General features: G+C 65.6%; 24 protein-coding genes. 16 read left to right on the top strand and 8 right to left on the bottom strand.

Translation table 11 applies throughout. The features are described from left to right. Positions 1-11: 11 nt before the first annotated feature. From BMI85_RS09345 to rbfA, 4 genes are all read right to left on the bottom strand, one after another. A complete protein-coding gene (locus BMI85_RS09345; protein WP_078600904.1) occupies positions 12-542 on the bottom strand; it encodes a DUF1643 domain-containing protein in 531 nt (176 codons plus the stop codon). Positions 543-621: 79 nt separating this feature from the next. After that, positions 622-1,524: a tRNA pseudouridine(55) synthase TruB gene (gene truB, locus BMI85_RS09350; RefSeq protein WP_078600906.1), complete on the bottom strand. Its 903-nt coding sequence runs from the start codon at positions 1,522-1,524 to the stop codon at positions 622-624. A gap of 51 nt (positions 1,525-1,575) precedes the next feature. After that, complete coding sequence (locus tag BMI85_RS09355) at positions 1,576-2,337, bottom strand: phosphodiester glycosidase family protein (protein ID WP_078600908.1); 762 nt, start codon at positions 2,335-2,337, stop codon at positions 1,576-1,578. Next, complete coding sequence (gene rbfA / locus BMI85_RS09360) at positions 2,306-2,737, bottom strand: 30S ribosome-binding factor RbfA (protein WP_078521678.1); 432 nt, start codon at positions 2,735-2,737, stop codon at positions 2,306-2,308. Before rbfA ends, BMI85_RS09355 begins: the two co-directional genes overlap by 32 nt. Positions 2,738-2,834: 97 nt before the next feature. Here rbfA and dapB point away from each other — a divergent pair, with 97 nt between their 5' ends. Next, positions 2,835-3,644 (top strand): 4-hydroxy-tetrahydrodipicolinate reductase, encoded by an 810-nt coding sequence (gene dapB / locus BMI85_RS09365; protein WP_078600910.1) that lies wholly within the window; start codon positions 2,835-2,837, stop codon positions 3,642-3,644. Positions 3,645-3,722: 78 nt separating this feature from the next. On the opposite strand, the gene BMI85_RS09370 is transcribed toward dapB, so the two are convergent. After that, positions 3,723-3,908, bottom strand: a complete 186-nt coding sequence (locus BMI85_RS09370) for a DUF1674 domain-containing protein (protein ID WP_078542519.1) — start codon at positions 3,906-3,908, stop codon at positions 3,723-3,725. Between the two features lie 80 nt (positions 3,909-3,988). On the opposite strand from BMI85_RS09370, the gene BMI85_RS09375 reads away from it, so the two are divergent. The 12 genes from BMI85_RS09375 (at position 3,989) to BMI85_RS09430 (ending at position 18,019) form a co-directional block, all read left to right on the top strand. Continuing rightward, complete coding sequence (locus BMI85_RS09375) at positions 3,989-5,260, top strand: transcription antitermination factor NusB (RefSeq protein WP_078600912.1); 1,272 nt, start codon at positions 3,989-3,991, stop codon at positions 5,258-5,260. Positions 5,261-5,346: 86 nt separating this feature from the next. Beyond that, a complete protein-coding gene (locus tag BMI85_RS09380) occupies positions 5,347-7,068 on the top strand; it encodes a heparinase II/III family protein (protein ID WP_078600914.1) in 1,722 nt (573 codons plus the stop codon). A gap of 64 nt (positions 7,069-7,132) precedes the next feature. Next, complete coding sequence (gene purH, locus BMI85_RS09385; RefSeq protein ID WP_078600916.1) at positions 7,133-8,719, top strand: bifunctional phosphoribosylaminoimidazolecarboxamide formyltransferase/IMP cyclohydrolase; 1,587 nt, start codon at positions 7,133-7,135, stop codon at positions 8,717-8,719. Positions 8,720-8,803: 84 nt separating this feature from the next. Further along, positions 8,804-9,283 (top strand): signal peptidase II, encoded by a 480-nt coding sequence (lspA, locus tag BMI85_RS09390; protein WP_078600918.1) that lies wholly within the window; start codon positions 8,804-8,806, stop codon positions 9,281-9,283. A 71-nt stretch (positions 9,284-9,354) separates the two neighbouring features. Further along, complete coding sequence (locus BMI85_RS09395; protein ID WP_078542514.1) at positions 9,355-9,906, top strand: DUF3035 domain-containing protein; 552 nt, start codon at positions 9,355-9,357, stop codon at positions 9,904-9,906. A 93-nt stretch (positions 9,907-9,999) separates the two neighbouring features. Next, entirely contained in the window at positions 10,000-11,382 is a 1,383-nt protein-coding gene (locus tag BMI85_RS09400) for a pitrilysin family protein (RefSeq protein ID WP_078542513.1), read from the top strand. Beyond that, a complete protein-coding gene (locus BMI85_RS09405) occupies positions 11,379-12,704 on the top strand; it encodes a pitrilysin family protein (protein ID WP_078600920.1) in 1,326 nt (441 codons plus the stop codon). The genes BMI85_RS09400 and BMI85_RS09405 overlap by 4 nt, the downstream gene beginning before the upstream one ends. A 65-nt stretch (positions 12,705-12,769) precedes the next feature. Further along, positions 12,770-14,668 (top strand): DNA mismatch repair endonuclease MutL, encoded by a 1,899-nt coding sequence (gene mutL, locus BMI85_RS09410; protein WP_078600922.1) that lies wholly within the window; start codon positions 12,770-12,772, stop codon positions 14,666-14,668. Continuing rightward, the gene (rmuC, locus tag BMI85_RS09415; protein WP_078600924.1) at positions 14,665-15,843 is read left to right on the top strand and encodes a DNA recombination protein RmuC; all 1,179 of its coding nucleotides are present in this window, start codon (positions 14,665-14,667) and stop codon (positions 15,841-15,843) included. The genes mutL and rmuC overlap by 4 nt, the downstream gene beginning before the upstream one ends. Before the next feature lie 61 nt (positions 15,844-15,904). After that, positions 15,905-17,017 (top strand): aminodeoxychorismate synthase component I, encoded by a 1,113-nt coding sequence (locus BMI85_RS09420; protein WP_078600926.1) that lies wholly within the window; start codon positions 15,905-15,907, stop codon positions 17,015-17,017. Further along, positions 16,990-17,607, top strand: a complete 618-nt coding sequence (locus tag BMI85_RS09425; RefSeq protein WP_078600928.1) for an aminotransferase class IV family protein — start codon at positions 16,990-16,992, stop codon at positions 17,605-17,607. Before BMI85_RS09420 ends, BMI85_RS09425 begins: the two co-directional genes overlap by 28 nt. A 67-nt stretch (positions 17,608-17,674) precedes the next feature. Then, positions 17,675-18,019, top strand: coding sequence for a DUF3775 domain-containing protein (locus BMI85_RS09430; protein WP_078549499.1), 345 nt, complete (start codon positions 17,675-17,677; stop codon positions 18,017-18,019). 112 nt (positions 18,020-18,131) lie between these two features. Here the strand turns inward: BMI85_RS09430 and BMI85_RS09435 are convergent, their stop codons facing one another. Continuing rightward, on the bottom strand, positions 18,132-18,818 hold the full coding sequence (locus BMI85_RS09435; protein ID WP_078521549.1) for a response regulator transcription factor: 687 nt from the start codon (positions 18,816-18,818) through the stop codon (positions 18,132-18,134). 142 nt (positions 18,819-18,960) lie between these two features. On the opposite strand from BMI85_RS09435, the gene ribA reads away from it, so the two are divergent. Next, positions 18,961-20,037, top strand: a complete 1,077-nt coding sequence (gene ribA, locus BMI85_RS09440) for a GTP cyclohydrolase II (RefSeq protein ID WP_078600929.1) — start codon at positions 18,961-18,963, stop codon at positions 20,035-20,037. Continuing rightward, on the top strand, positions 20,037-20,591 hold the full coding sequence (locus tag BMI85_RS09445) for a L,D-transpeptidase family protein (protein WP_078600931.1): 555 nt from the start codon (positions 20,037-20,039) through the stop codon (positions 20,589-20,591). The genes ribA and BMI85_RS09445 overlap by 1 nt, the downstream gene beginning before the upstream one ends. On the opposite strand, the gene BMI85_RS09450 is transcribed toward BMI85_RS09445, so the two are convergent. After that, positions 20,588-21,241 carry a YggS family pyridoxal phosphate-dependent enzyme gene (locus tag BMI85_RS09450; protein WP_078600933.1) on the bottom strand — a complete coding sequence of 218 codons (654 nt, stop codon included), beginning with the start codon at positions 21,239-21,241 and terminating at the stop codon, positions 20,588-20,590. The genes BMI85_RS09445 and BMI85_RS09450 overlap by 4 nt on opposite strands. A 99-nt stretch (positions 21,242-21,340) precedes the next feature. Continuing rightward, on the bottom strand, positions 21,341-22,363 hold the full coding sequence (locus BMI85_RS09455; RefSeq protein ID WP_078600935.1) for a porin: 1,023 nt from the start codon (positions 22,361-22,363) through the stop codon (positions 21,341-21,343). A 350-nt stretch (positions 22,364-22,713) separates the two neighbouring features. On the opposite strand from BMI85_RS09455, the gene BMI85_RS09460 reads away from it, so the two are divergent. Further along, a complete protein-coding gene (locus BMI85_RS09460) occupies positions 22,714-23,262 on the top strand; it encodes a DUF3576 domain-containing protein (RefSeq protein WP_078600937.1) in 549 nt (182 codons plus the stop codon). Positions 23,263-23,379 lie beyond the last annotated feature (117 nt).

Below are 23,379 nucleotides of genomic sequence, written 5' to 3' on the forward strand. Positions count from 1 at the left end.
TAACGGTTCGCTCAGTCTTCGCGGGTGAACCACAGCTCGGGCTGATGCTCATAGGCGATATAGAGCGGATGCTTCGGCGCGCCCGCCTTGGTCAGCCCGAGGTGATGCAGCGCCCGACCGCTTTCGCGCAGCAGGTCTTCCACCGCAGCGCCCCGCGCGAGATGCGCGCCATGCGCGCCCCAGGCGCAGATGATCCGGTCCTCGGGACCGCCCGCCCAGTCGACGCTCTCGCGGATCGCCGCATCGTTCTCGGGCCCGACCGGGTCCGGCTGCGCCCGCATCACCTTCGGATCGGTCGCACGATAGGCGAAGATATTGGTCACCCGGAACGCCCCGAAGCCCAGCGCCCGCGCGCGGCGCTCGCAGCGCTCCACGGTCGGGTCGTTCTGCACCTCGGTCGCGGTCGAGGGGTTGAGCATGATGAACAGCGCCCGCGGTTTGCTGTCATCCCAAACCCTCGTGAGCAGATAGCGGTAATTCTCGCAATCCGAATAGACCGCGATGGAGGGGGCGTCGCCTTTGATATGCTCGCGGGTGATCATCTCTCGTCCTGACCGTTATGTGCGTGACAGAGGGCGGATGCCTCCGGCGGGGATATTTGGACCAAGGGGAAGGGGCGCGTCAAAGGTTGAAGACGCGGCTCGGATGGACCTCGCCGGATTTATAGATACCGACGGCAAGCGGCTTGCCCTCATGGCTGACCCAGACTTCTTCGCCCCATTCGACCTCGCCCGGCAGCACCATCCCCGGATTGCCGTTCTTCAGCCGCACCGCGCCTTCAGGCGTCGCTTTCAGCTGCGGCAAATCATCAAGGCCCAGTTCCACGGGCAGCAGTTTCTCATCGAGCTCGGGCGTCTTGGCGAGCTCGTCGATCTCCGCAAGCGTGATCCCGTCGCTCGCCTCGAAGGGCCCCGACCATTCGCGGCGCAGCCAGAGCACGTGGCCGAGGCAGCCCAGCTTCTGCCCCAGATCGCGCGCGATGGAGCGCACATAGCCGCCCTTGCCGCAGACCAGCTCCAGCTCGACCGTGTCGGCATCGGGACGGCCCAGCATCACGAGGCTTTCGACATAGAGAGGCCGCGCGGCCAGTTCCATTTCCTCGCCCGCACGGGCCAGCGCATAGGCGCGCTCGCCATCGACCTTCACGGCGGAAAACTGCGGCGGCACCTGTTCGATATCGCCTTCGAAGGCGGTCAGCGCAGTGGCGATCTCTTCATCCGTGGGGCGTAGATCGGATGTCTCGATCACCTCGCCCTCGGCATCGTCGGTCTTGGTCGCAGCGCCCAGCCGCACTTGAAACCGGTAGCATTTCAGCGCATCGGTGATGAACGGCACGGTCTTCGTGGCCTCGCCCAGCGCGACCGCCAGAACCCCGGTCGCCGCCGGGTCGAGCGTGCCCGCATGGCCCGCCTTCTTGGCGCCCAGCGCCCAGCGCACCTTGTTCACCACCGAGGTGGAGGTGATGTCCGCGGGCTTATCCACGATCAGCCAGCCGGAAATGTCGCGACCCTTCTTGCGTGCCATGAGGCCTCCATATTCCAAGGGTGCGCCTGCTAGCCCAAGCGGCGCGAACCGTCAATCTCCAGCGGTGGGGGCGGCAGGCGCGATCAGCGCGACGATCGGTCCCATCGGCAGGCCCATATCCTCGCGCCCCTGACCGGGCACGGTCAGCCGCGAGATCTTGCCGTCGAGATAGAGCGCATTCGGCACCTGTATCTCGTCACGGAAGAAGCGGCCGAATTCGTGAAAGCTCACCGGCGCATCGGAGATCGCGAAATAGGCGGTCTTGCCATCGGCCGAGACCCCGACCCCGTTACGGATATTCTTCGACGTGCCATCGGCGAGGAATTTCGGATGCAGCGCGCCGTCGATCACCAGCATCGGCCCCGATTGCGTCGCATAGGTGCAGTCCTTCGGATCGGCGGCAAAAGCGCGCGATTCCGTCACCGAGAACGTCTCGCCGATGCAGAAGACCCCGTTGGGCAGCAGGCCGAAATTGCCCGGCCCTTCCGAGGTGACGATCGAATGCAGCTCTTTGCCGTTCTCGATGAACAGACCCACCGGCTTGCGATCAGGATGGTACATCCCCGCATTCATCGCGAAGACGACACGGTCACCCTTGGGCACGACTTCCGAGAGCCGCTCGGGCGTGCCGATCAGATTGCCGTCGGGGTCGTCGAGGAACAACTTTAGGTCCTGCCCGAGCTGCGCTTCGCAAACCGTGTAGGTCGTTCCGTCGAAGCTGCGATCTGCGCAGGGTGCGTCGGCCAGCGCAGGCGCGGCCAGCAGCATCAGCGCGGCAGCATTAGTCGCGATCGTCTTCATCGTCTTCGTCATCGTCGCGCGCAGCGATATCGCGCTGCACCGTCTCGTCCGAGAAAATCCGACGCGTCTCATCGAGACGGTCATAGGTCTCGTCCAGCCGGAAGCGCAGATCGGGGCTGTACTTCGCAGTCATTTCCTTGCCGAGCAAGCGGCGCAGCTCGCCCTTGTTGCGCGCAAGCGCCGCGATCAGCTCTTTGCCGCCTTCGCCGCCCAAGGGCGTGACATAGGCGGTCGCGACCTTCAGGTCGGGAGAGCAGCGCACCTCGCCCACCGTCACCGAGACGCGGTTGAGATCGGGATCATGCACATCGCCCCGCATCAGGAGGTCCGACAGCGTGCGTCGGATCAACTCGCCCATGCGAAGCTGACGTTGCGAAGGGCCATCGCCCGAGGAGAAACGGTTCTTTGCCATGGCGCTCACATAGGGCGTCTGCGGGTTTTGCGCAACGGGGGCTTTGCCAAGCCCGCCTGTGCAAGCTAGATAGCGCGAAACCGTGAAGGAGAAAGACATGAGCGACCTGCCGGGCATCGTGATCACCGGAGCGTCGGGCCGGATGGGCCAGATGCTGATCCGCACCGTGAGCGAGAGCGACAAGGCGCGCCTTGTGGGCGCCGTCGAACGCACGGGCCATGACTGGGTCGGCAAGGATCTGGGCGAGGCGATGGGCGGCGCGCCGAACGGGGTGATCGTGACCGACGATCCGCTCGAGGCGTTTTCCGGCGCGCAGGCGGTGATCGACTTCACCGCGCCCGCCGCTACCCGCGAATTCGCCAAGATCGCGGCGCAGGCACGCCTGACCCATGTGATCGGCACGACCGGCATGGACGAGGACGACATCGCGGCGCTCGCACCTTGCGCGCGGCACGCCGTGATCGTGCGGGCGGGGAATATGAGCCTTGGGGTGAACCTTCTCACGCAGCTGACGAAGAAAGTCGCAGCCGCGCTCGATACCGATTGGGATATCGAGGTGATCGAAGCGCATCACAACAAGAAGGTCGATGCGCCCTCGGGCACCGCGCTGATGCTGGGCGAGGCGGCGGCGGAAGGCCGTGGCATCTCGCTCGAAGACAATCGCGAGTCGGGCCGCGACGGTATCACCGGTGCGCGCAAGCATGGCGCGATCGGCTTCTCGGCCATTCGTGGCGGCGATATCGTGGGCGAGCATGACGTGCTGTTTGCCGGCATGGGCGAGCGGATCATCCTGCGCCATGTCGCCACCGACCGGGCCATCTTCGCACGCGGCGCGCTCAAGGCCGCGCTCTGGGGTCAGGACAAGCGGCCGGGCGAATACGACATGCTCGACGTGCTGGGGCTCTAAAAGGCGCCCCCTTCCTCTTGGTTCAAATATCCCGGGGGTCCGGGGGCAGCGCCCCCGGCCTCTGAGACCCCACCGCGATCAGAAGTCGATCGCGAGGCCTTTCTTCTCCCAATCGCCATAACGCACGGGCTCGGGTCCGTCGCGACCGCCAAGCTCGGTCGGCAGTTCCGCCGCCTGCGCGTTCCTGCGGCGCTCTTCGGCTTCGGCGAGCGCGCGGATCGCGGCGGGCGGCAGGTCGCGGGTCTCTTTGGGCTGATCGGACATGGCGCGTCCTTTCTTGTCTGTGGATCGGGGCATGATATAGGCCCGTGCTTAAGCCGCAACAAGCCAGGAAGCCGCAGCCCATGTCCAGACCCGACCCCGCGCGCCGCGCAGCCCTTGGCCTGATCGTGGGCGTTCTCGAGGATCATGAGAGCCTCGCCGAGCAGATCGGTGCGGAGGCGCTCGACGGGCTGGAGCCTGCACAGCGTGCCCGCGCCCAGCGCCTCGCGACGACGACGCTGCGCCATCTGGGCCGCGCCGACCGGATCATCAAACCGCATCTGCGCCGCCGCACGCCAACGGATGTAATGGCGATCCTGCGGCTGGCCACGGTCGAACTGCTGGAGGAAAAACAAGCCCCGCATGGCGTGGTCGATGCTGCCGTGACGCTGGTGAAATCGGCCGGGCCGAAGCTGCAAAGCTTCTCGGGGCTGGTGAATGCCGTGCTGCGCAAGGTCTCCGAGGAAGGCGAGAAATGGGCCGCGACGCCCGCGCCCGAAATGCCGGGCTGGCTGCGCGGGCGCGTCATGTCGTCTTTCGGCAAGAAGGCCGCGCAAGCGATGGAGGTTGCGCATCTGGCGGGCGCGCCGCTCGATCTGAGCGTAAAGGACGATGCCGCCGGTTGGGCCGAGACGCTGGGGGCGACGCTTCTACCGACGGGATCGCTGCGGCTGACCGATCCGGGCAAGGTGTCCGAGCTGGCCGGTTTCGAAGACGGCGCTTGGTGGGTGCAGGATGCTGCCGCCGCGCTGCCCGCGAAGCTGCTGGCCCCGGCATCTGGCGCACGCGTGCTCGACCTGTGTGCGGCCCCCGGCGGCAAGACGCTGCAACTCGCTGCGATGGGGGCCGATGTCACCGCGCTCGATATTTCCGAGGCGCGGCTGGAGCGGCTGGCGGAAAACCTCGACCGGACGCAGATGGAGGCCGAGATCATCGCCGCCGATGCGCTCGAATGGGATCCTAACGCGCCCTTCGACGCGATCCTGCTCGATGCGCCCTGCTCGGCCACCGGCACGATCCGCCGCCATCCCGACCTGCCCTTCATCAAGGACGGCGCGTCGATCAAGCCGCTCTTCGCGTTGCAGGAACAGCTTCTGGACCGCGCGCTGAAATGGCTCAAACCCGGCGGCACGCTGGTCTATGCGACCTGCTCGCTTCTGCCCGAAGAGGGCGAGGCGCAGATCAAGGCCGCGCTTGCCCGGCATCCGGACCTCACCGTGATCCGTCCGGACCTGCCCGGCATCGCGCCGGACTGGATCACCGAGGAGGGCGGGCTGCGGCTGCGGCCCGATTTCTGGCCTGATCTCGGGGGGATGGACGGGTTCTACATGGCGCGACTGCAACGCTCTGCGTGAACCGACCGCCGAGGCGGTGACAGCGCGCCTGCCTCCCAGTAACGTGACCGCATTCCCCGACAGAAGGGCATGCAAGCGGCAACGGAATGGGTAAGGACAGAACCCGATCATCGGCAAAACTCGGCACGGCGCTGAACCGCCTTGCTGCTGCGCGCGCAGGCCGTGCGCAGACGGCGACCGGATTCGTCAGCCAGCCCGAGCCGCGCACGATCGGCTCTTACGCCAAGGGACGGCAACTCGTTCAGGGCAACTTCCTGTTTGCGGGCTCTCTGATCGAAGGCCCCGGGGTCAATATCTGGGACCTGCCGATACCCGGCCCGGCTTTCGAGGATGCGCTGCAGGGCTGCGGCTGGCTCGACGATCTCGCGGCGCTGGGCACCCGCGAGGCGCGCCTGCGCGCACAGGATTGGGTCTTCGGCTGGATCGACCGCTTCGGCGACGGCAGCGGTCCGGGCTGGACGCCCGATCTGACGGGGCGCCGCCTGATCCGCTGGATCAACCATGCGATCCTGCTGCTGAACGGACGCGAACGCGAGGATGCCGACCGTTTCTTCCGCGCGCTGGGGCAACAGACGATCTTCCTATCGAAACGCTGGGCGGGCGCGGCCTGCGGGCTTCCGCGGTTTGAGGCGCTAACCGGGCTTGTCTATGCGGGGCTCGCGCTGACCGGGATGGAGCGCCATGCCGACCCCGCGCTGGAGGCCCTGTCGCGCGATTGCGCGGCGGAGATCGACCCCGAGGGCGGGATCGCGACCCGAAATCCCGAGGAATTGCTGGAAATTCTGACGCTGTTGAACTGGGCAGCGGAGGCGTTGCAGACGGCAGGACGCACGCCGCCCGGTCCGATCCTCGATGCGATCGCGCGGATCGCGCCGACCCTGCGCGCGCTGCGCCACTCCGATGGGGCACTGGCGCGGTTTCACGGTGGCGGGCGCGGACCCGAAGGGCGGCTCGACACGGCGCTTTCGGCGACCGGCATCCGCAGCGTCCGGCGCGAGCCAATCGCGATGGGTTTCGTGCGGATGCAGGGCGGGCGCGGCTCGCTGATCATCGACGCGGCACGGCCGCCGCAGGGCGAGGCCTCGGCCAATGCCCATGCCTCGACGCTGGCCTTCGAGCTGACCTCGGGACGTCGCCCGCTGATCGTCAATTGCGGCTCGGGTGCGCAGTTCGGATCTGACTGGCACCGCGCAGGCCGCGCCACTGCCAGCCATTCGACCCTCTCGATCTACGGCTATTCCTCGTCCCGCCTCGGCCCCGAGCGTCTGTTCGGGCGGGCCCCGCGCGCCTATCTCGACAAGACGCCGAAAACCGTCTGGTTCAAGCAGGACGATCTGTCGGAGACCGGGATGATCTTCGGCCATGACGGCTATGCCGAGACCCACGGCATGTCGCATATCCGCGAACTGGACCTCTCCGTCGACGGGCGCGAATTGCGCGGCCGCGACACGCTGGGCGCGATGACCCCTGACGACATCGAGCGCTTCGACCAGATTTTCGAGCGCGAAGGCCTGCGCGGCATTCCCTTCGACATCCGCTTCCACCTGCATCCCGATTGCGACGCGGCGCTCGATCTGGGCGGTACCGCCGTCTCAGTTGCGCTGCGCACCGGGGAAATCTGGATTTTCCGCCATGACGGGGTCGCCGATCTGGCGCTGGAACCCTCCGTTTACCTCGAAAAAGGGCGTATCCGCCCGCGTCCTGCACAACAGATCGTGCTTTCGAGCAAGGTTCTGGACCGGGCTTGCCAGATTGGCTGGACCTTTTCGCAAGCACGCGATAACTCCACGGCCATCGACGCGCCCTGACCTTGGGGCAGATCCCGAGGATGGCCCTGGGCGCCCCTGACCTGAGCCTTGCGAGGAGCTGCCCGTGACCCGCCCGATCCCCCTGACCCGTGCGCTGATTTCCGTTTCCGACAAGACCGGACTGGTCGACTTCGCCCAGGCTCTTGCCGCGCGCGGCGTCGAACTTCTCTCGACTGGCGGCACCGCCAAGACCCTGCGCGAAGCTGGCCTCAGCGTGCGCGACGTCGCCGATCTGACGGGCTTCCCGGAGATGATGGACGGCCGCGTGAAGACGCTGCACCCGAAAGTGCATGGCGGTCTGCTGGCGCTGCGTGACAACGAAGAGCATCTGGCCGCGATGGAAGCGCACCAGATCGAGGCGATCGACCTGCTGGTGGTGAACCTCTACCCGTTCGAGGAAACGGTCGCGAAGGGCGCCGATTACGACACCTGCATCGAGAATATCGATATCGGTGGCCCGGCGATGATCCGGGCCGCGGCGAAGAACCATGCCTTCGTCTCGACCGTCGTGGATGTCGAAGATTACGCCGCCGTTCTGGAAGAGCTCGACGCGAATGACGGCGCGACCTCCTACCCGTTCCGCCAGCGCCTCGCCCAGATCGCCTATGCGCGCACCGCGGCCTATGACGCCGCCGTCTCGACCTGGATGGCTGGCGCGATCGGCGAAGAGACCCCGCGCCGCCGCGCTTTCGCTGGTACGCTCGCGCAGACCCTGCGCTATGGCGAGAACCCGCACCAGCAGGCTGCCTTCTATCTCGACGGCACGAACCGTCCGGGCGTCGCGACCGCCAAGCAGCTTCAGGGCAAGGAACTGAGCTACAACAACATCAACGACACCGATGCCGCCTATGAGCTGGTTTCGGAATTCGGCACCGAAAAACCCGCCGTCGCGATCATCAAGCACGCGAACCCCTGCGGCGTGGCGACCGGCGAGACGGTGATCGAGGCCTATAAGCGCGCCTTCGACTGCGACCGGACCTCGGCCTTCGGCGGCATCATCGCGCTGAACCAGACGCTCGACGCGGCGACCGCCGAAGAGATCACCAAGATCTTCTCCGAAGTCATCATCGCGCCCTCCGTGGACAACGCCGCGAAAGAAGTCATCGCGAAGAAGAAGAACGTGCGCCTGCTGGAAACCGGCGGCCTTCCCGACATCACCGCACCGATCACGACCTATCGTCAGGTCGCGGGCGGCTTCCTCGTGCAGGACAAGGACAACGGCGTGATCACGCTCGACGATCTGAAAGTCGTGACCGAGCGCCAGCCCTCCGAGCGGGAACTCAAAGACCTGCTCTTCGCGTGGAAAGTCGCGAAACACGTCAAGTCGAACGCGATCATCTACGTCAAGGACGGCGCGACCGTCGGCGTGGGCGCGGGCCAGATGAGCCGTGTCGACTCGACCCGGATCGCGGCGCGCAAGGCTGAAGACATGATGGAAGCCGCTGGCCTGACCGAGACGCCCACCAAGGGATCGGTCGTGGCGTCCGACGCCTTCTTCCCCTTCGCAGACGGTCTGATCACCGCGGCTGAGGCCGGCGCCACCGCGATCATCCAGCCCGGCGGCTCGATGCGCGATCAGGAAGTGATCGACGCGGCGAACGAGCGCGGGCTCGCGATGGTCTTCACCGGAATGCGCCATTTCCGCCACTGATCTGCCGGTATCTTTGCGTAGCCCGGTAGATACCGGGCTGCGCCTTCTGGCATGAAGACGTGACGAGAAACAAACGAGGGCCAGATGCGGCTAGCAGCGAAAGTGACAGCGGGCGTCCTGCTCCTCGACCAAGTGTCGAAATATATCGTCGTGCAGGGGATGCATCTCGATCAGCGCGGCGCGATCGACGTGGTGCCGCCCTATCTCAACTTTCGCATGGCATGGAATCGCGGCGTGAATTTCGGCCTGTTCTCCGGCGAAACCGACTGGATGCGCTGGGTACTGATTATCGTGGCGCTTGTGATTTCGCTCTGGGTCTGGGCCTGGATCGCGCGTGAGCCGCATTCGGCGCGGGTGAATATCTCGGCAGGGCTGCTGGTCGGCGGTGCGCTTGGCAACGTGGTCGACAGGCTCGTCTATGGCGCGGTGGCGGACTTTCTGAACATGTCGCTACCGGGTTGGCAGAACCCCTATTCTTTCAACGTCGCCGATGTGGCGATTTTCCTCGGCGCGGTCGGTCTGGTGCTGTTCACCGGCAAGGACCATCGCGCCAACGACGGCTAGCCTGTTTTTCGCAGGTGACGACGCTCCAATGTTGCGTTAAGACGGGGGCGGAACTGGCAAGGGAGTGGTTCATGCAGGCGAAGATCGGCACGCTCGGACTCGCGTTTACAGCGGTACTGACGCTGGCTGCCTGCGGCAATTCCCGCGACCCCAGCCTTATGAATCTGCGCTCTTCGCACCAAGGCCCGGACGAATTCGGCGTGATTCCGACGAAGCCGTTGGAGATGCCGGAGAACCTCGATGCGCTGCCGCCGCCCACGCCGGGCGGCAAGAACATCACCGATCCCACGCCCGAGGCCGATGCCGTCGCCGCTCTTGGTGGCAATCCGCGCCGCCTTGACGAAACCGGTCAGGTCCCGACCTCGGATCGCGCGCTGGTCTCCGCCGCGTCGCGCTACGGCAGCCAGTCGGGCATCCGCCAGACCCTCGCCGCCGAGGATTACCAGTGGCGCAAGGATCACGACGGCCGCCTGCTGGAGCGTCTGTTCCAGGTCTCGGTCTATTACAAAGCCTACAAGCCGATGGAGCTCGACCAGTCGGCAGAGCTCGAGCGCTGGCGTCGTCTCGGCGTCGTCACGCCCGGCGCACCGCCCTCGGGCGAAGCGCAGCGCGCGGTCAAGTAATCCGAAAAATCATCACGAGAACGTCACCGGCGTTTGCACGTCGGGCGAGAGTGCTTATCTTCGCCCAAACTGTGTCTTGTGAGGAGTTGGGCATTGCGTGCATTCCTGTTCGCCCTGCTGACATTAGCAGGTCTGAGCCCGGCGGTGGCCGGTGACGTCTCTACCTTCGAGTTGGAAAATGGCCTGAAAGGCGTCGTGATCGAGGATCACCGCGCTCCGGTCGTGGTCCATATGGTCTGGTACAAGGCCGGATCGGCCGACGAGAAGCGCGGTAAATCCGGCATCGCCCATTACCTCGAACACCTGATGTTCAAGGGCACCGACACGATGGCGCCCGGTGAGCTGTCGAAGACGGTCGCGGCCAATGGCGGCTCGGACAACGCCTTTACCAGCTACGACTACACCGCCTATTTCCAGCGCATCGCGGCCGACCGGCTGCCGCTGGTGATGAAGATGGAAGCGGACCGGATGCGCAATCTGCGGATCTCGCCCGATGACGCGAAGACCGAACTGCAGGTTATCCTCGAAGAACGCGCGCAACGCACCGATTCCAACCCGCGGGCGCTGTTCAACGAGCAGGAGCGCGCCGCCCAGTTCCTCAATTCGCCCTACGGCACGCCGGTCATCGGCTGGCGCAAGGAGATGGAAGGGCTGACCCGGCAGGACGCGCTCAACTGGTATCACGAATATTACGCCCCCAATAACGCGATCCTCGTGGTCGCGGGCGATGTGAAGCCCGACGAGGTGAAGGCGCTGGCCGAGAAGTATTACGGCAAGCTGAAACCGACCGAGGACCTCAGCCCCCGCGCCCGCCCGCAGGAGCCGCCGCAACGCGCCTCGCGGCACCTGACCTTCGAGGACCCGCAGATCGCCCAGCCCTATCTGGTACGCAGCTACCTCGCCCCCGAACGCAATCCGGGCGACCAGAAGCGCGCCGCCGCCCTGACTGTGCTGTCCGAGATTCTCGGCGGCAATCAGGCGACCTCCGTGCTGGGCCGCAAGCTGATCTACGGCGACGGCACCGCGATCTATGCGTCGAGCTATTATGACGGCATGTCGATCGATGCGACGACCTTCAATCTCTCGGTGATGCCCGCCAAGGATGTGAGCCTCCCCGAGGCCGAAAAGGCGCTCGACACGGCGCTGAAGCAATTCCTGAAGGAAGGCATCGACCCCGAGCAATTCGCCCGCATCAAGACGCAGGTGAAGGCCGCCGAAATCTATTCGCGCGACAACACGCAAGGGCTCGCGCGGCGCTATGGCGAGGCGCTGGCCTCCGGCTTCTCGGTGAAAGATGTCGAGGATTGGCCGGATGTTCTGACCTCGGTGACGGAAGAGGACGTGATGGCCGCCGCCCGCGACCTGTTCCAGAACAAGGACTCGGTGACGGGCTATGCCAAGCGCCCCGATGACGCCCCCACCGAAGCTGCGGCCCCCGCCGCACCGCCCGCGCCTGCGCAGGAGATCACCCAATGATCCACACCCGTTTCCCGATCACAGCGCGCCTCGTGATGGCGTCGCTCTTCGCCTTCGTGCTGGCCCTGCCCGCCCGTGCGATCGACATTCAGCAGGTCACCTCGCCCGGCGGCATCAAGGCGTGGCTGGTGGAGAATCACGACATCCCCTTCACCGCGCTCGACATCGCCTTTCGCGGCGGCGCGAGCCTAGATGCCGAAGGCAAGCGCGGCGCGATCAACCTGATGACCGCCACGCTCGAAGAGGGCGCGGGCGAGAAGAATTCGCAGCAATTCGCCGAGGCCGAGGAGGCGCTGGCCGCGCAATTCGGCTTCGACGTGGGCGACGACTCGCTCGATATCTCGGCCCGGATGCTGACCGAGAACCGCGACAAATCCGTCGACCTTCTGCGCGAGGCGCTGGTCAATCCGCGCTTCGATCAAAGCGCGATCGAACGCGTGCGCCAGCAGGTGCTGGCCGTGATCGCGTCTGACAAGCAAAATCCCAACGACATCGCGGCCGAGAAATTCCGCGAGATCACCTATGGCGATCACCCCTATGGCAGCTCGCTCAACGGCACCGTCGACAGCGTGAAGGGCCTCACGCGCGAGGACCTGTTCGAGGCCAAGGACCGCGTGATGAGCCGCGATCACTTGGTAGTCTCCGCCGTGGGCGACATCACCCCGGAAGAGCTCGGGCCGATGCTCGACAAGCTGCTGGGCGACCTGCCCGCCAAGGGCGCCGACATGCCGCCCCCCGCCGACCCCTCCTTCAAGGGCGGCGTGACCACGGTCGATTTCGACAGCCCGCAATCGGTGGTGATGTTCGGCCAGAAGGGGATCGGGCTGAAAGACCCGGATTTCTTCGCGGCCTATGTGCTCAACCAGATCGTCGGCGCGGGCGGGTTCTCGTCGCGGCTGATGGACGAGGTGCGCGAGAAGCGCGGCCTGACCTATGGCATCGCCTCCTATATCGTCGACAAGGATTTGGCGAAGACGTGGCAGGGCAGCTTCGCCTCCGCCAATGAGAAGGTCGCCGAGGCGATCTCGGTCGTCAAAGAACAGTGGAAGAAAGCGGCGACCGGCCAGGTCACCGACAAGGAGCTGGAGGACGCCAAGACCTACCTCACCGGCGCCTATCCGTTGCGTTTCGACGGCAATGGCACGATCGCGGGCATCCTCACGGGGATGCAGCTCAACGAGATGGCGCCGAGCTATATCGACACCCGCAACGACAAGGTGAACGCGGTCACGAAAGACGATGTCCAGCGCGTGGCCAAGCGGATCCTGAACCCCGACAACCTGACCTTCGTGGTTGTCGGACGCCCGCAGGGGCTGAACTGATTTGGCTGGGGATAGCTGGCGCGAATCTCTTTAGATGAGCGCCGCGCCATGCTATCCCTAGTGGAATGAACCAGCACAACCGCAATATCGGCGCGACCGAGCGCCCCGTGATCCGGCAGCTCGATGACGCTGCGGCAAACCGCATCGCGGCAGGCGAGGTGGTTGAGCGCCCGGCCTCTGCCGTGAAGGAACTGGTGGAGAACGCGCTGGATGCGGGCGCCTCGCGGGTCGCGGTGGAATATTGCGATGGTGGCAAGACGCTGATCCGCGTGACCGATGACGGCTGCGGGATGACCGCCGAGGATCTGCCGCTGGCGCTCTCGCGCCATGCCACCTCGAAGATCGACGGCTCGGACCTTCTCAACATCCACACTTTCGGCTTTCGCGGCGAGGCGCTGCCCTCGCTCGGCGCGGTCGGACGGCTGACGATCACCTCGCGTGTCGATGGTCTCGACGCCTTCCAGATCAGCGTGGCGGGCGGCCAGATCGGACCGGTCAAACCGGCGGCGCTGAACCGCGGCACCGTGGTCGAACTGCGCGACCTGTTTTTCGCCACGCCCGCGCGGCTGAAGTTCATGCGCACCGACCGGGCCGAGGCGCAGGCGATCGCCGATGTGATGAGGCGGCTGGCGATGGCCGAGCCCTATGTCAGCTTCACCCTCACCGATGTCTCGAACGGCAAATCGCGCGAGATTTTCCGCGCCGATGGCGAGCAGGGCGAGCTGTTCGACGCGCTCTCGGAACGTCTGGCCCGGGTGATCGGGCGCGCCTTCTCGGATAACGCGGTGCGGATCGACGCCGAGCGCGAAGATATCCGCCTGACCGGCTACGCGGCGCTGCCCACCTATTCGCGTGGCGCGGCGGTGGAGCAGTTCCTCTTCGTCAATGGCCGCCCGGTGCGCGACAAACAGCTGACCGGGGCGCTGCGCGCGGCCTACATGGATTTCCTCAGCCGCGAGCGTCACCCCGCCGCCTGCCTGTTCCTGACCAGCGAGCCCGATCGCGTCGACGTCAACGTCCACCCCGCCAAGGCCGAGGTCCGCTTCCGCGAGGCCGCGACCGTGCGCGGGCTGATCGTGACCGGGCTGCGCCATGCGCTGGCGCAAGCCGGGCACCGGGCGTCCTCGACCGTCTCGGATGCGACGCTTGGCGCGATGCGCCCCGAACCCACCGCCGATCAGCCGCCGCGCATCTATCAGATGGATCGCCCGAGCCTCGGCGCGATGCGGTCGTCCTACTCCGCGCAGGCGCCGCTGCCCGATCCGGGCTACCAGCCCCCCTCCTACCAGCAGCCGTCCTTCCAGGAGGCCCCCGCGCCGAGCTTCGACTATGCGCCCTCGGCCCGCGCCGAGGCCCCGGCCCCCGCCGAACCCGCGCTGACCGAGAGGCCCTTGGGCGCGGCGCGTGCGCAGGTGCATGAGAATTACATCATCGCCCAGACCGAGCGCGGCATCGTCATCGTCGATCAGCACGCCGCGCATGAGCGGCTCGTCTATGAGAAGCTGAAAGGCCAGATGGCCGAGAATGGGGTGCCCGCGCAGGCGCTGCTGATCCCCGAGATCGTCGAACTCAGCCAAGGCGACGCCGCGCTGCTTTTGGAACATGCCGACGCGCTCGCCCGCCTTGGCCTCACCATCGAACCCTTCGGCGGCAGCGCGATCGCGGTGCGCGAAACCCCCGCCGTTCTGGGCGAGATCAATGCCGAAGGGCTGCTGCGCGACGTGCTCGACGAGCTGTCCGATCTCGGCGACAGCCAGTTGGTGCAGGCCAAGATCGAAGCGGTGCTCAGCCGCATGGCCTGCCACGGCTCGATCCGCTCGGGCCGCCAGATGCGCGCCGACGAAATGAACGCGCTGCTGCGCCAGATGGAGGCCACGCCCCATTCCGGCCAGTGCAACCATGGGCGTCCGACGTATGTCGAATTGAAGCTCAGCGATATTGAAAGACTGTTTGGCCGCACATGATCCAGCTTGGCGATATGACCCTGACCCTGAACGACCCGCTGACGCTCGGCCTTCTGCTCGGCAGCGCGGCGCTTGTTATCCTGCTAATCTTGATGGTCGCCATGCTGCGTGCTGCGGGCCGTCAGACCCGTGCTATGGACCCGATGGTTGGCCAGATGAACCTTCTCGCTCAGCGGGTGCAAAGCCTCTCGGACGGACAGCAGCAGCTGTCCGGCGGGCTGCATCACGTCTCCGAGGCGCAGGCCGCGAGCCAGACCAAGGTGCTCGCTCTGATGGAACAGCGCCTGGCCGAGGTCTCGCGCGGCATGTCGGAAAGCCTGCATGGCACCGCGACCCGCACGGCGCGCTCGCTGGGAGACCTGCATCAGCGACTGGAAGCGATCGACAAGGCGCAGGCCAATATCGAGAAGCTTTCCGGCAATGTGCTGGGCCTGCAGGACATCCTGTCGAACAAGCAGACCCGTGGCGCTTTCGGAGAGATTCAGCTGCACGATATCGTCGGCAAGGCGCTGCCCTCGGACAGTTTCACGATGCAGGCGACGCTCTCGAACGGGAAGCGCGCGGATTGCCTGATCCATCTGCCGAACCCGCCCGGCCCCATCGTGATCGATAGCAAATTCCCGCTGGAAGCCTATGAGGCGCTGCGCCGCGCCGACACGCAATGGGAGCGCCAAGAGGCCACCCGCGCGATGAAAACGGCGGTGCGCGCCCATATCAAGGCGATCTCGGAGAAATACATCCTCGAAGGCGAGACGGCGGACGGCGCGCTGATGTTCCTGCCCTCCGAAGCCGTCTATGCCGAGCTGCACGCGAATTTCCCCGAGCTGGTGCGCGAAGGCTTTGCCGCGAAGGTCTGGATCGTCTCGCCCACGACCTGCATGGCGACGCTGAACACGATGCGCGCCGTGCTGAAAGATGCGCGGATGCGCGAACAGGCGGGCGCGATCCGGAAAGAACTGGCCGCGCTTTATTCCGATGTCGACCGGCTCGGCACCCGTGTCGAAAACCTCGACCGGCATTTCGGGCAGGCGGCGAAAGACATCTCCGAGATCAAGATCTCCGCCGAGAAGGCCGGGAAACGCGCGCGTCGGCTCGACAATTTCGATTTCGAGGAGCTGGCCCCCGATACGGCCGCACAGCCGCTGCTTGTCTCGACCGCCGAAAAGAAGGCCTAAGCGGCGCCAAGCGTCGCTTTTCGGCTGCGTGACCCTTCGGAGACTGGCATAGAGTGCGCCCATGAGTGACGAGGTCCGTTTCGACAGGGGGCCGGACGGTCGGCCCTGCCGCTTCCGCGAGCCCCATGAGGTCATCCGCGCCGATGCGCCGGAGGATCTGCCCGCAGCTTTCGCGGCGATCACGCGCGCGCAGGACGACGGGCGATGGCTGGCGGGGTTCGCGTCCTACGAGCTGGGCTATTGTCTGAGCGAACGCCTCGCACCGCTCCTACCCGAGAACCGGGATTTGCCGCTGCTGGCCTTCGGGGTTTACGACGCGCCCGAGGGTCTGCCGCCGCCGGTCTCGGAGAACACGCCGCAGATCGAACTGGGCGAGCCGCTCTGGTCGGAGGCGCGTTATGCCGAGGCGTTCGAGGCCGTCCACGACTATATCGGCGCGGGCGACTGCTATCAGGTGAACCTGACTTTCCCGATCCCCGTGATAAGCGACGCCGCGCCCGATGCGCTATACGCGGCCCTGTCCAGCGCGGGCCAAGTGCCGCACGGGGCCGATGTCGCGCTGGCCGGGGTGCGGTTGCTGTCGCGCTCGCCCGAACTGTTCTTCCGCGTCGAGGGAGGCAAGATCGTCACCCGGCCGATGAAGGGGACCCGCCCGCGCGGGGCGACGCCCGATGAGGACGCCGCGCTGAAATCCGATCTGATGGGGGCCGAGAAAGACCGCGCCGAGAACCTGATGATCGTCGATCTGCTGCGCAACGACATCTCGCGGATTTGCGCGCCGGGCTCGGTCAAGGTGCCGCGCCTGTTCGAGGTCGAGACCTATCGCTCGGTTCACCAGATGATCTCGGAGATCGAGGGCGAACTGGTCCCCGGCACCGGCCTGCCCGAGATCCTGCGCGCGATGTTCCCCTGCGGCTCTGTCACCGGCGCGCCGAAGATCCGCGCGATGGAGATCATCCACGAGCTGGAACCCGAGCCGCGCGGCATCTATTGCGGCGCGATCGGCTGGGCCGCGCCCGATGGCCGGATGGAGTTCAACGTCGCGATCCGCACGCTGATGCAGACCGGCCCCGGCCAATGGCGAGTGAATGTCGGCGGCGGGCTGGTCTATGATTCCACCGCCCATGGCGAATATGAGGAAGCGCTTTGGAAAACCCGGTTCCTGAAGATCTGAAGCTGATCGAGACCTTCGGCTGGCATCCCGGCGAAGGCATCCGCCGCCGCGCCCGGCATATCGCGCGGCTGACGCGCAGCGCCGAGCAGCTTGGCTATCCGCTCGACCGAGAGAAACTGACGGCAGCCCTCTCGGCAGTTTCCGGCGAGAGCCCGCTGCGGGTGCGCCTGACCCTCGACGCCCAGGGCGCGATCGAGATCGCCTCCGCCCCCCTGACGCCAACCACCGCCTGGCGCCTCCATATCTCGGGCGTCACCCTCGACAGCCAGGACCCGATGCTGCGCCTCAAGACCACGGCGCGCGCGCCCTACGATGCCGCCCGCGCCGCCCTACCCGAGGGCGTGGACGAGGCGATCCTGCTCAACGAGCGGGGCGAGCTCTGCGAAGGCACGATCACCAATCTCTTCCTGAAACGCGGTGGAATCTACCTGACCCCGCCACGCGCCTGCGGCTTGCTGCCGGGCATCCTGCGCGAGGAGATGCTGGAGACAGGGGCCGCCCGCGAAGCCGTCCTGCGGCCCGAAGATCTGGCGCAAGGCGAGGTCTTCATGGGTAACTCCCTGCGCGGCCTGATCCCCGCGCAGTTATGATGCGACACGCAAACGCTTGCGCAGGTCGTGCAATGGCGAGATGATGAGCCCAAGAACGGAGGCAGCCATGCTCACCATCAGCCCGGCGAAAATCGCCCATGTCATCATCCGCGCCCGCAAGTTCGACGCGGACGTGCCCGGCTCGGGTCAGGCCCGCGAGCTGCGCGCCTTCATCGCGGCGCTGAACGAGGATGAAAAGGCATCGCTGACCGCGGTGATGTGGATCGGGCGCGACACCTATGACGCGTCGGAACTCGACGAGGCGATCGCCACCGCCAAGGCCGAGGCGACCGCGCCGACCGAGGATTATCTGCTGGGCAATCCGATGCTGGCCGATCATCTCGAAGACGGGCTGAATGCGCTCGGCATCTCGCTCGAAGAGGCCGAGGAAGACATCTACCCCACGGTCTGAGCCACGCATCCCAAGCGCCGGACAGGAAAAAGGCGGCCCCCGCAGGAGCCGCCTTCCTCATTTCCAACCTTGGCGCGCGTCACGCAGCCCATGCCGCGCGAAACGCTTCAGTTCAGGCCACCAGACGATAGCCGCCCGATTCCGTCACCAGCAGGCGCGCATTCGAGGGATCGGGCTCGATCTTCTGACGCAGGCGATAGATATGCGTCTCGAGCGTGTGGGTGGTGACGCCCGCATTGTAGCCCCAGACCTCGTGCAGCAGCACATCGCGCGGCACCACGCCGTCGGTCGCACGGTAAAGGAACTTGAGGATGTTGGTTTCCTTCTCCGTCAGGCGCACCTTGCGGTCCTTGTCGTCCACCAGCATCTTCATCGCGGGCTTGAACGTATACGGGCCGAGCTGGAAGACGGCGTCTTCGGACTGTTCATGGGTGCGAAGCTGGGCGCGCAGACGGGCCAGAAGCACCGGGAACTTGAAGGGCTTGGTAACGTAGTCGTTGGCGCCGGAATCGAGGCCGAGGATCGTGTCGGCATCGGTGTCATGGCCGGTCAGCATCACGACCGGGCATTTCACGCCGCTCTTGCGCAGCTTCTTGCACAGCTCGCGGCCATCTGTATCGGGAAGGCCCACATCCAGCACGACGAGGTCGTAAAGCGTCGATTTCGCCTTATCTACCGCTTCGTGACCGTTGCTGGCCTCGAAGACCTCGAAATCGTCGGTCGCGACGAGCTGCTCGGCGAGCGCCTCGCGCAGATCGTTGTCATCGTCAACCAAAAGGACCTTCTTCAATGATGCCATGTCCTGAGCCTCCATATGTGTTCGACGAATAGCTGTTGCCCTTTCACAGCGATGGCAAGGGTGGTGAAACCTATCTCACGCTGACGTGTCGAATCACCGGGAGATATTTCAATTTGTTACAGTCGAGGCTATCTCAGAGCGCATGACCGGCAATTTTTCCCTCGGGCCGAGCCCGGCTGAACGACTGAATCGCGCCCGCGCCGATCTGCGCATGGGGCTGCCCGTTTTGCTGTCCGATCACCTCACCGTGGCGGTCGAGACGCTCTCGCCCGAGCGGCTGGCGGCGTTGCGCGCGCTGGGGCCGCTGACGCTGGTCCTGACCGCGCGCCGGGCCGAGACGCTGAAAGCGCGCGTCTACGACGCCGATATCGCGCGAATCGAGGTGCCCTCTGACGCCGATCTGCTCTGGCTGCGCGCGCTCGCCGATCCGGCAGACGATCTGCGCGTGCCGATGAAAGGACCGCTCAAGGCGCTCCGCGGCGGCGATGCGGACCTCGCCCGCGCCGCGATCCGGCTGGCGAAATCGGCGCAGCTTCTGCCCGCAGCGCTGATGGTCGCAGCGCCCGACCCTGCGCCGACGGATCTGACCTGCATCACCGCCGAAGAGGCGCTTGCCGCTGCCGACATCCCGCAGGCTTTCGCGCCGGTCTCCGCCGCGCGCGTGCCGATGCGCGCCGCAGAAGCCGGTCGGCTGCATATCTTCCGCCCCGATAATGGCGCAGAGGAGCATTACGCGATCGAGATCGGTCGTCCGGATCGCTCCAAACCTGTGCTCGCGCGGCTGCATTCGGCCTGCTTCACCGGCGACGTGCTGGGCTCGCTGAAATGCGATTGCGGCCCGCAGCTGGACGCGGCGCTGACGCTGATGGGCCATGAGGGCGCGGGCATCCTGCTCTATCTCAATCAGGAAGGGCGCGGGATCGGGCTTGCCAACAAGATGCGCGCCTATTCGCTGCAGGATCAGGGTTTCGACACGGTCGAAGCGAACCACCGGCTCGGTTTCGAGGATGACGAACGCGATTTCCGCATCGGCGCCGCGCTGCTGCGCAAGCTCGGGTTTTCGCAGGTGCGGCTGTTGACCAACAACCCCGCCAAGGTGGCGATGCTGGAAGCCAACGGCATCGACGTGACCGAACGCGTGCCGCTGAAGGTCGGCATGAGCCGCCACAACGAGAACTACCTCGCCACGAAAGCCGCGAAATCGGGGCATATCCTGTGATGCGCCTAACGCCCACGGGCCTGCTGTTCCGCGGCCGCCGCTTCCCAGTCGAGATCGGCCGCGGCGGCGTCACCGGTACCAAGCAGGAGGGCGACGGCGCGACCCCCTCGGGACGGCTGCATATCCTGCGCATGTTCTACCGCGCGGATCGGATCGTCGCGCCTCAGGACTGGGCCGAACCGGTCGGTCCGCGCGATCTGTGGTGCGACGCGACCGGGGATTCGGCCTATAACCACTTGGTTCGCGCCCCCTACCCCGCTTCGCATGAGGCGATGCGGCGCGCCGATCCCCTCTACGACATCGTTCTGGTGACCGATTGGAACTATCCGACCGCAGAGGCAGGCAAAGGCTCGGCCATCTTCCTGCATCAGCGCCGCCGGGCGGGCTACCCGACTGCGGGCTGCCTCGCCTTCCGCCGCGATCACCTGATCTGGATCGCACAGCGCATCGCACCGGGCGAGCCGCTGGAGATTCCCCTTCGGCTTGGCGGAAATATCCTCCGGGGGTCCGGGGGCGGAAAGCCCCCGGCGCTCAACGCCCGCGACAAAGCTTAGGAATAGTCGCGCGCGCCGAAGATCGCCGAACCCACACGCACATGGGTCGCGCCCGCCGCGATCGCTTTCTCGAAATCGGAACTCATCCCCATCGACAGACCGTCGAGCCCGTTGCGCCCGGCCATCTCGCCCAGCATCGCGAAATGCGGCGCGGGGTCCTCGGATTCGGGCGGGATGCACATCAGACCGACGACCGGCAGGTCCTTCCCGCGCATATCCGCGACGAAAGCGTCGAGATCATCGGGCAGCACGCCCGCCTTTTGCGGCTCGCACCCGGTATTGACCTGAATGAAAAGGTCCGGCGAAGCCCCGCGCGTCTGCGCCAGATTGGCCAGCTTCTTGCCCAGCGAGGGCCGGTCGAGCGTGTGAATCGCCTCGAACAGCTCCACCGCCAGCTTCGCCTTGTTCGATTGCAGCGGCCCGATCATATGAACTTCGCAGCCGGGAAATTCCTCGCGCCAGGCGGGCCACTTGCCCTGCGCTTCCTGCACATAGTTTTCGCCGAACAGCCGATGGCCTTCGCGCAGAACCGCCTCGACTCGCTCGGCGGGCTGAACCTTGGACACGGCGATCAGTTTCACCGATCCCGTCTCGCGCCCTGCCTCTGCTTCCGCTTTCGCGATCCGCGCCTGAATCTCGCTCAGTCCCATCTGGCCCTCCCTCGTCAGCGCGCCCAAGAAACACCGCCGGGCCAAAAAAGAAAAGAGCGGGCGCAAGGCCCGCTCTTCCCATCGTTCTGTCCCGAAGGATTAGAACGAGAACTTCACGCCGAGGTCAGCAACCGCGTCCGAACCCGAAACGTCGGAGTCAGCGATACCGCCTTTGATCGACGCGCCGCCGCCGAGGTCGTACTCAGCGCCGAGACCGTACCAGGTCACGTCGGTGTTGGCGTTGTTGTCTTCAGCGTACTGGATGTAGCCGCCAACGGTGGTTGCGCCGAAGACCGACGAAGCACCGATGCCGTACCAATCAACGTCAGCATCCTGACCGCGGTGAGCGATCACGGCTTTGACCGAGGTGTTGCCGAACTGACCGACGCCAGCGAGCGAGATCATGTCGACGTCCATGTCGGTGCCCGAGAGCTGGTTGCGGCCGTTCGAGTACTCGTAGCCCATGCCAACGGTGTAGTTGCCGAAGGTGTAAGCGCCAGCGATGGCGTACTCTTGGGTGACCGAGGTCTCGGTGGTGAGCGTAGCAACGGTGCTGTTGCCGACCGCGACCGGAACGCCGAGACCGCCGATGGTTGCGCCGTTCAGCTTGCCGTCCGACATCGAGGCTGCGACCGAGAACGCACCGAAGGTGCCGGTGTACAGCAGGTTCGGGCCGGAGTTGGCGCAAGCGCTGATGCCCGGACCGACGCTGGTGCAGTCGACGTTGCCGCCGTTGTCAGCCGTCAGGTAGCCGATGTCGTTCGAACCGCCAGCCGACGACAGGTCGGTGTAGCCAACTTCATAGAAGTCGCCGAACAGAGCTTCCGGAGCGCCGACAACGTCGCCCATCGAGAGCTTGCCGAACGCGCCCGAGATGTAGACCGAAGCCGAGGTGCCGCGGGTAGCAGCGATAGCTTGGTCAGCACGGACGGAGCCGCCGAACTCGAGGCCACCGTCGGTGGTGCCCGAAGCGGTGAACGAGACGCGGATGCGGCTCGAGAAATTCCAGTCGTCGCCGTTGTAGACGACACCCATGCGGCCGTCGCCGCCAACCGAGACCTCAGCGGCAGCGATGCCAGCCGAGAACACGAGCGCGGTCGTCGCGAAGAGAACCTTTTTCATCGTTTTCCCTCATTGTCTTACAGGTAACCCCCAACCTGGGGAATCCGAAGTTGGGTATGACGGTGTTTTCTCTCCCCACCCCTTTCATTGCAACTCAAAGCGCCCGCCCGGGTCGAATAGGGTGTTTGATGGTGCAGACATGTCACAGTAACGTCAGCGTGCAATTGCGGTTGGCCTCTGACACCGCCCTACAATGCCCCTTACACGCGCGTATAGCGGCATCGGGCGGCATTCCCCCGAGGCGCCGGTCGGTCGAAATCCGGGGGCAAAGGGGAAAAACCTTGTCGGGCTGGGGGCCATGAGCTAGAGAAAAGGCAATCAATGACGCAGGCCGACGGGGACAGCTTCGCATGACTTCCAGAACCCTTTTGAAACGCACGGCAATTCTGGGCGTGTGCCTCGTGCTCGCAGGCTGCGGCAAGGGTATCTCGAGCGGCAACATCTTCTCGGGTGGCAGCGGGGCTACCGCTTCACAGCGCGAAGCCAATCAGCTCGACCACACCCCCGGCTCGAACGAAGCCGTGATCGACGGCCCGACGCGCCGCGTTCAGAAGAAATCGACCGTTTGGGATATTTTCGGCGGAAATGGCGATCCGAACATCACCGTCGAGGTGAACAAGTATCTCTGGCAGGCTTCGCTCGAAGTGCTCGACTTCCTGCCGATTCAAGAGGTTGACCCCTTCTCCGGTGTCATCATGACCGGCTACGGCACCCCGCCGGGCGGCGGTCGCGCCTACAAGGCCACGGTTTACGTGACCGACCCGGCGCTCGATGCGCGTTCGCTCAAAGTGTCGATCCGCACCCGGGGTGGCGCAGTTTCCGCCGATACGCAGCGCGCCGTGGAGAACGCGATTCTCACCCGTGCACGTCAGCTGCGGGTCCGCGACTCGCAACTCTGATTCCCGCAAGGCGACCGCAGGACGCATTCAGATCCCCGCCCGAGCCAGCCTCCGGCGGGGATATTTCTGTCCAAATGAGCGCGGCGGCTGGACCTCGCCCCCAAGGCCAGTGTAGCA

This window comes from Thioclava sp. DLFJ4-1 (assembly GCF_002020145.1).
GTDB lineage: Bacteria > Pseudomonadota > Alphaproteobacteria > Rhodobacterales > Rhodobacteraceae > Thioclava > Thioclava sediminum.

Bases quoted from the DNA above. Each gene is read 5' to 3' on its own strand.
- BMI85_RS09345 (WP_078600904.1), bottom strand. From the start codon at position 542: ATGATCACCCGCGAGCATATCAAAGGCGACGCCCCCTCCATCGCGGTC.
- truB (WP_078600906.1), bottom strand. From the start codon at position 1,524: ATGGCACGCAAGAAGGGTCGCGACATTTCCGGCTGGCTGATCGTGGAT.
- BMI85_RS09355 (WP_078600908.1), bottom strand. From the start codon at position 2,337: ATGACGAAGACGATGAAGACGATCGCGACTAATGCTGCCGCGCTGATG.
- rbfA (WP_078521678.1), bottom strand. From the start codon at position 2,737: ATGGCAAAGAACCGTTTCTCCTCGGGCGATGGCCCTTCGCAACGTCAG.
- dapB (WP_078600910.1), top strand. From the start codon at position 2,835: ATGAGCGACCTGCCGGGCATCGTGATCACCGGAGCGTCGGGCCGGATG.
- BMI85_RS09370 (WP_078542519.1), bottom strand. From the start codon at position 3,908: ATGTCCGATCAGCCCAAAGAGACCCGCGACCTGCCGCCCGCCGCGATC.
- BMI85_RS09375 (WP_078600912.1), top strand. From the start codon at position 3,989: ATGTCCAGACCCGACCCCGCGCGCCGCGCAGCCCTTGGCCTGATCGTG.
- BMI85_RS09380 (WP_078600914.1), top strand. From the start codon at position 5,347: ATGGGTAAGGACAGAACCCGATCATCGGCAAAACTCGGCACGGCGCTG.
- lspA (WP_078600918.1), top strand. From the start codon at position 8,804: ATGCGGCTAGCAGCGAAAGTGACAGCGGGCGTCCTGCTCCTCGACCAA.
- BMI85_RS09395 (WP_078542514.1), top strand. From the start codon at position 9,355: ATGCAGGCGAAGATCGGCACGCTCGGACTCGCGTTTACAGCGGTACTG.
- BMI85_RS09405 (WP_078600920.1), top strand. From the start codon at position 11,379: ATGATCCACACCCGTTTCCCGATCACAGCGCGCCTCGTGATGGCGTCG.
- mutL (WP_078600922.1), top strand. From the start codon at position 12,770: ATGAACCAGCACAACCGCAATATCGGCGCGACCGAGCGCCCCGTGATC.
- rmuC (WP_078600924.1), top strand. From the start codon at position 14,665: ATGATCCAGCTTGGCGATATGACCCTGACCCTGAACGACCCGCTGACG.
- BMI85_RS09420 (WP_078600926.1), top strand. From the start codon at position 15,905: ATGAGTGACGAGGTCCGTTTCGACAGGGGGCCGGACGGTCGGCCCTGC.
- BMI85_RS09430 (WP_078549499.1), top strand. From the start codon at position 17,675: ATGCTCACCATCAGCCCGGCGAAAATCGCCCATGTCATCATCCGCGCC.
- BMI85_RS09435 (WP_078521549.1), bottom strand. From the start codon at position 18,818: ATGGCATCATTGAAGAAGGTCCTTTTGGTTGACGATGACAACGATCTG.
- ribA (WP_078600929.1), top strand. From the start codon at position 18,961: ATGACCGGCAATTTTTCCCTCGGGCCGAGCCCGGCTGAACGACTGAAT.
- BMI85_RS09445 (WP_078600931.1), top strand. From the start codon at position 20,037: ATGCGCCTAACGCCCACGGGCCTGCTGTTCCGCGGCCGCCGCTTCCCA.
- BMI85_RS09450 (WP_078600933.1), bottom strand. From the start codon at position 21,241: ATGGGACTGAGCGAGATTCAGGCGCGGATCGCGAAAGCGGAAGCAGAG.
- BMI85_RS09455 (WP_078600935.1), bottom strand. From the start codon at position 22,363: ATGAAAAAGGTTCTCTTCGCGACGACCGCGCTCGTGTTCTCGGCTGGC.
- BMI85_RS09460 (WP_078600937.1), top strand. From the start codon at position 22,714: ATGACTTCCAGAACCCTTTTGAAACGCACGGCAATTCTGGGCGTGTGC.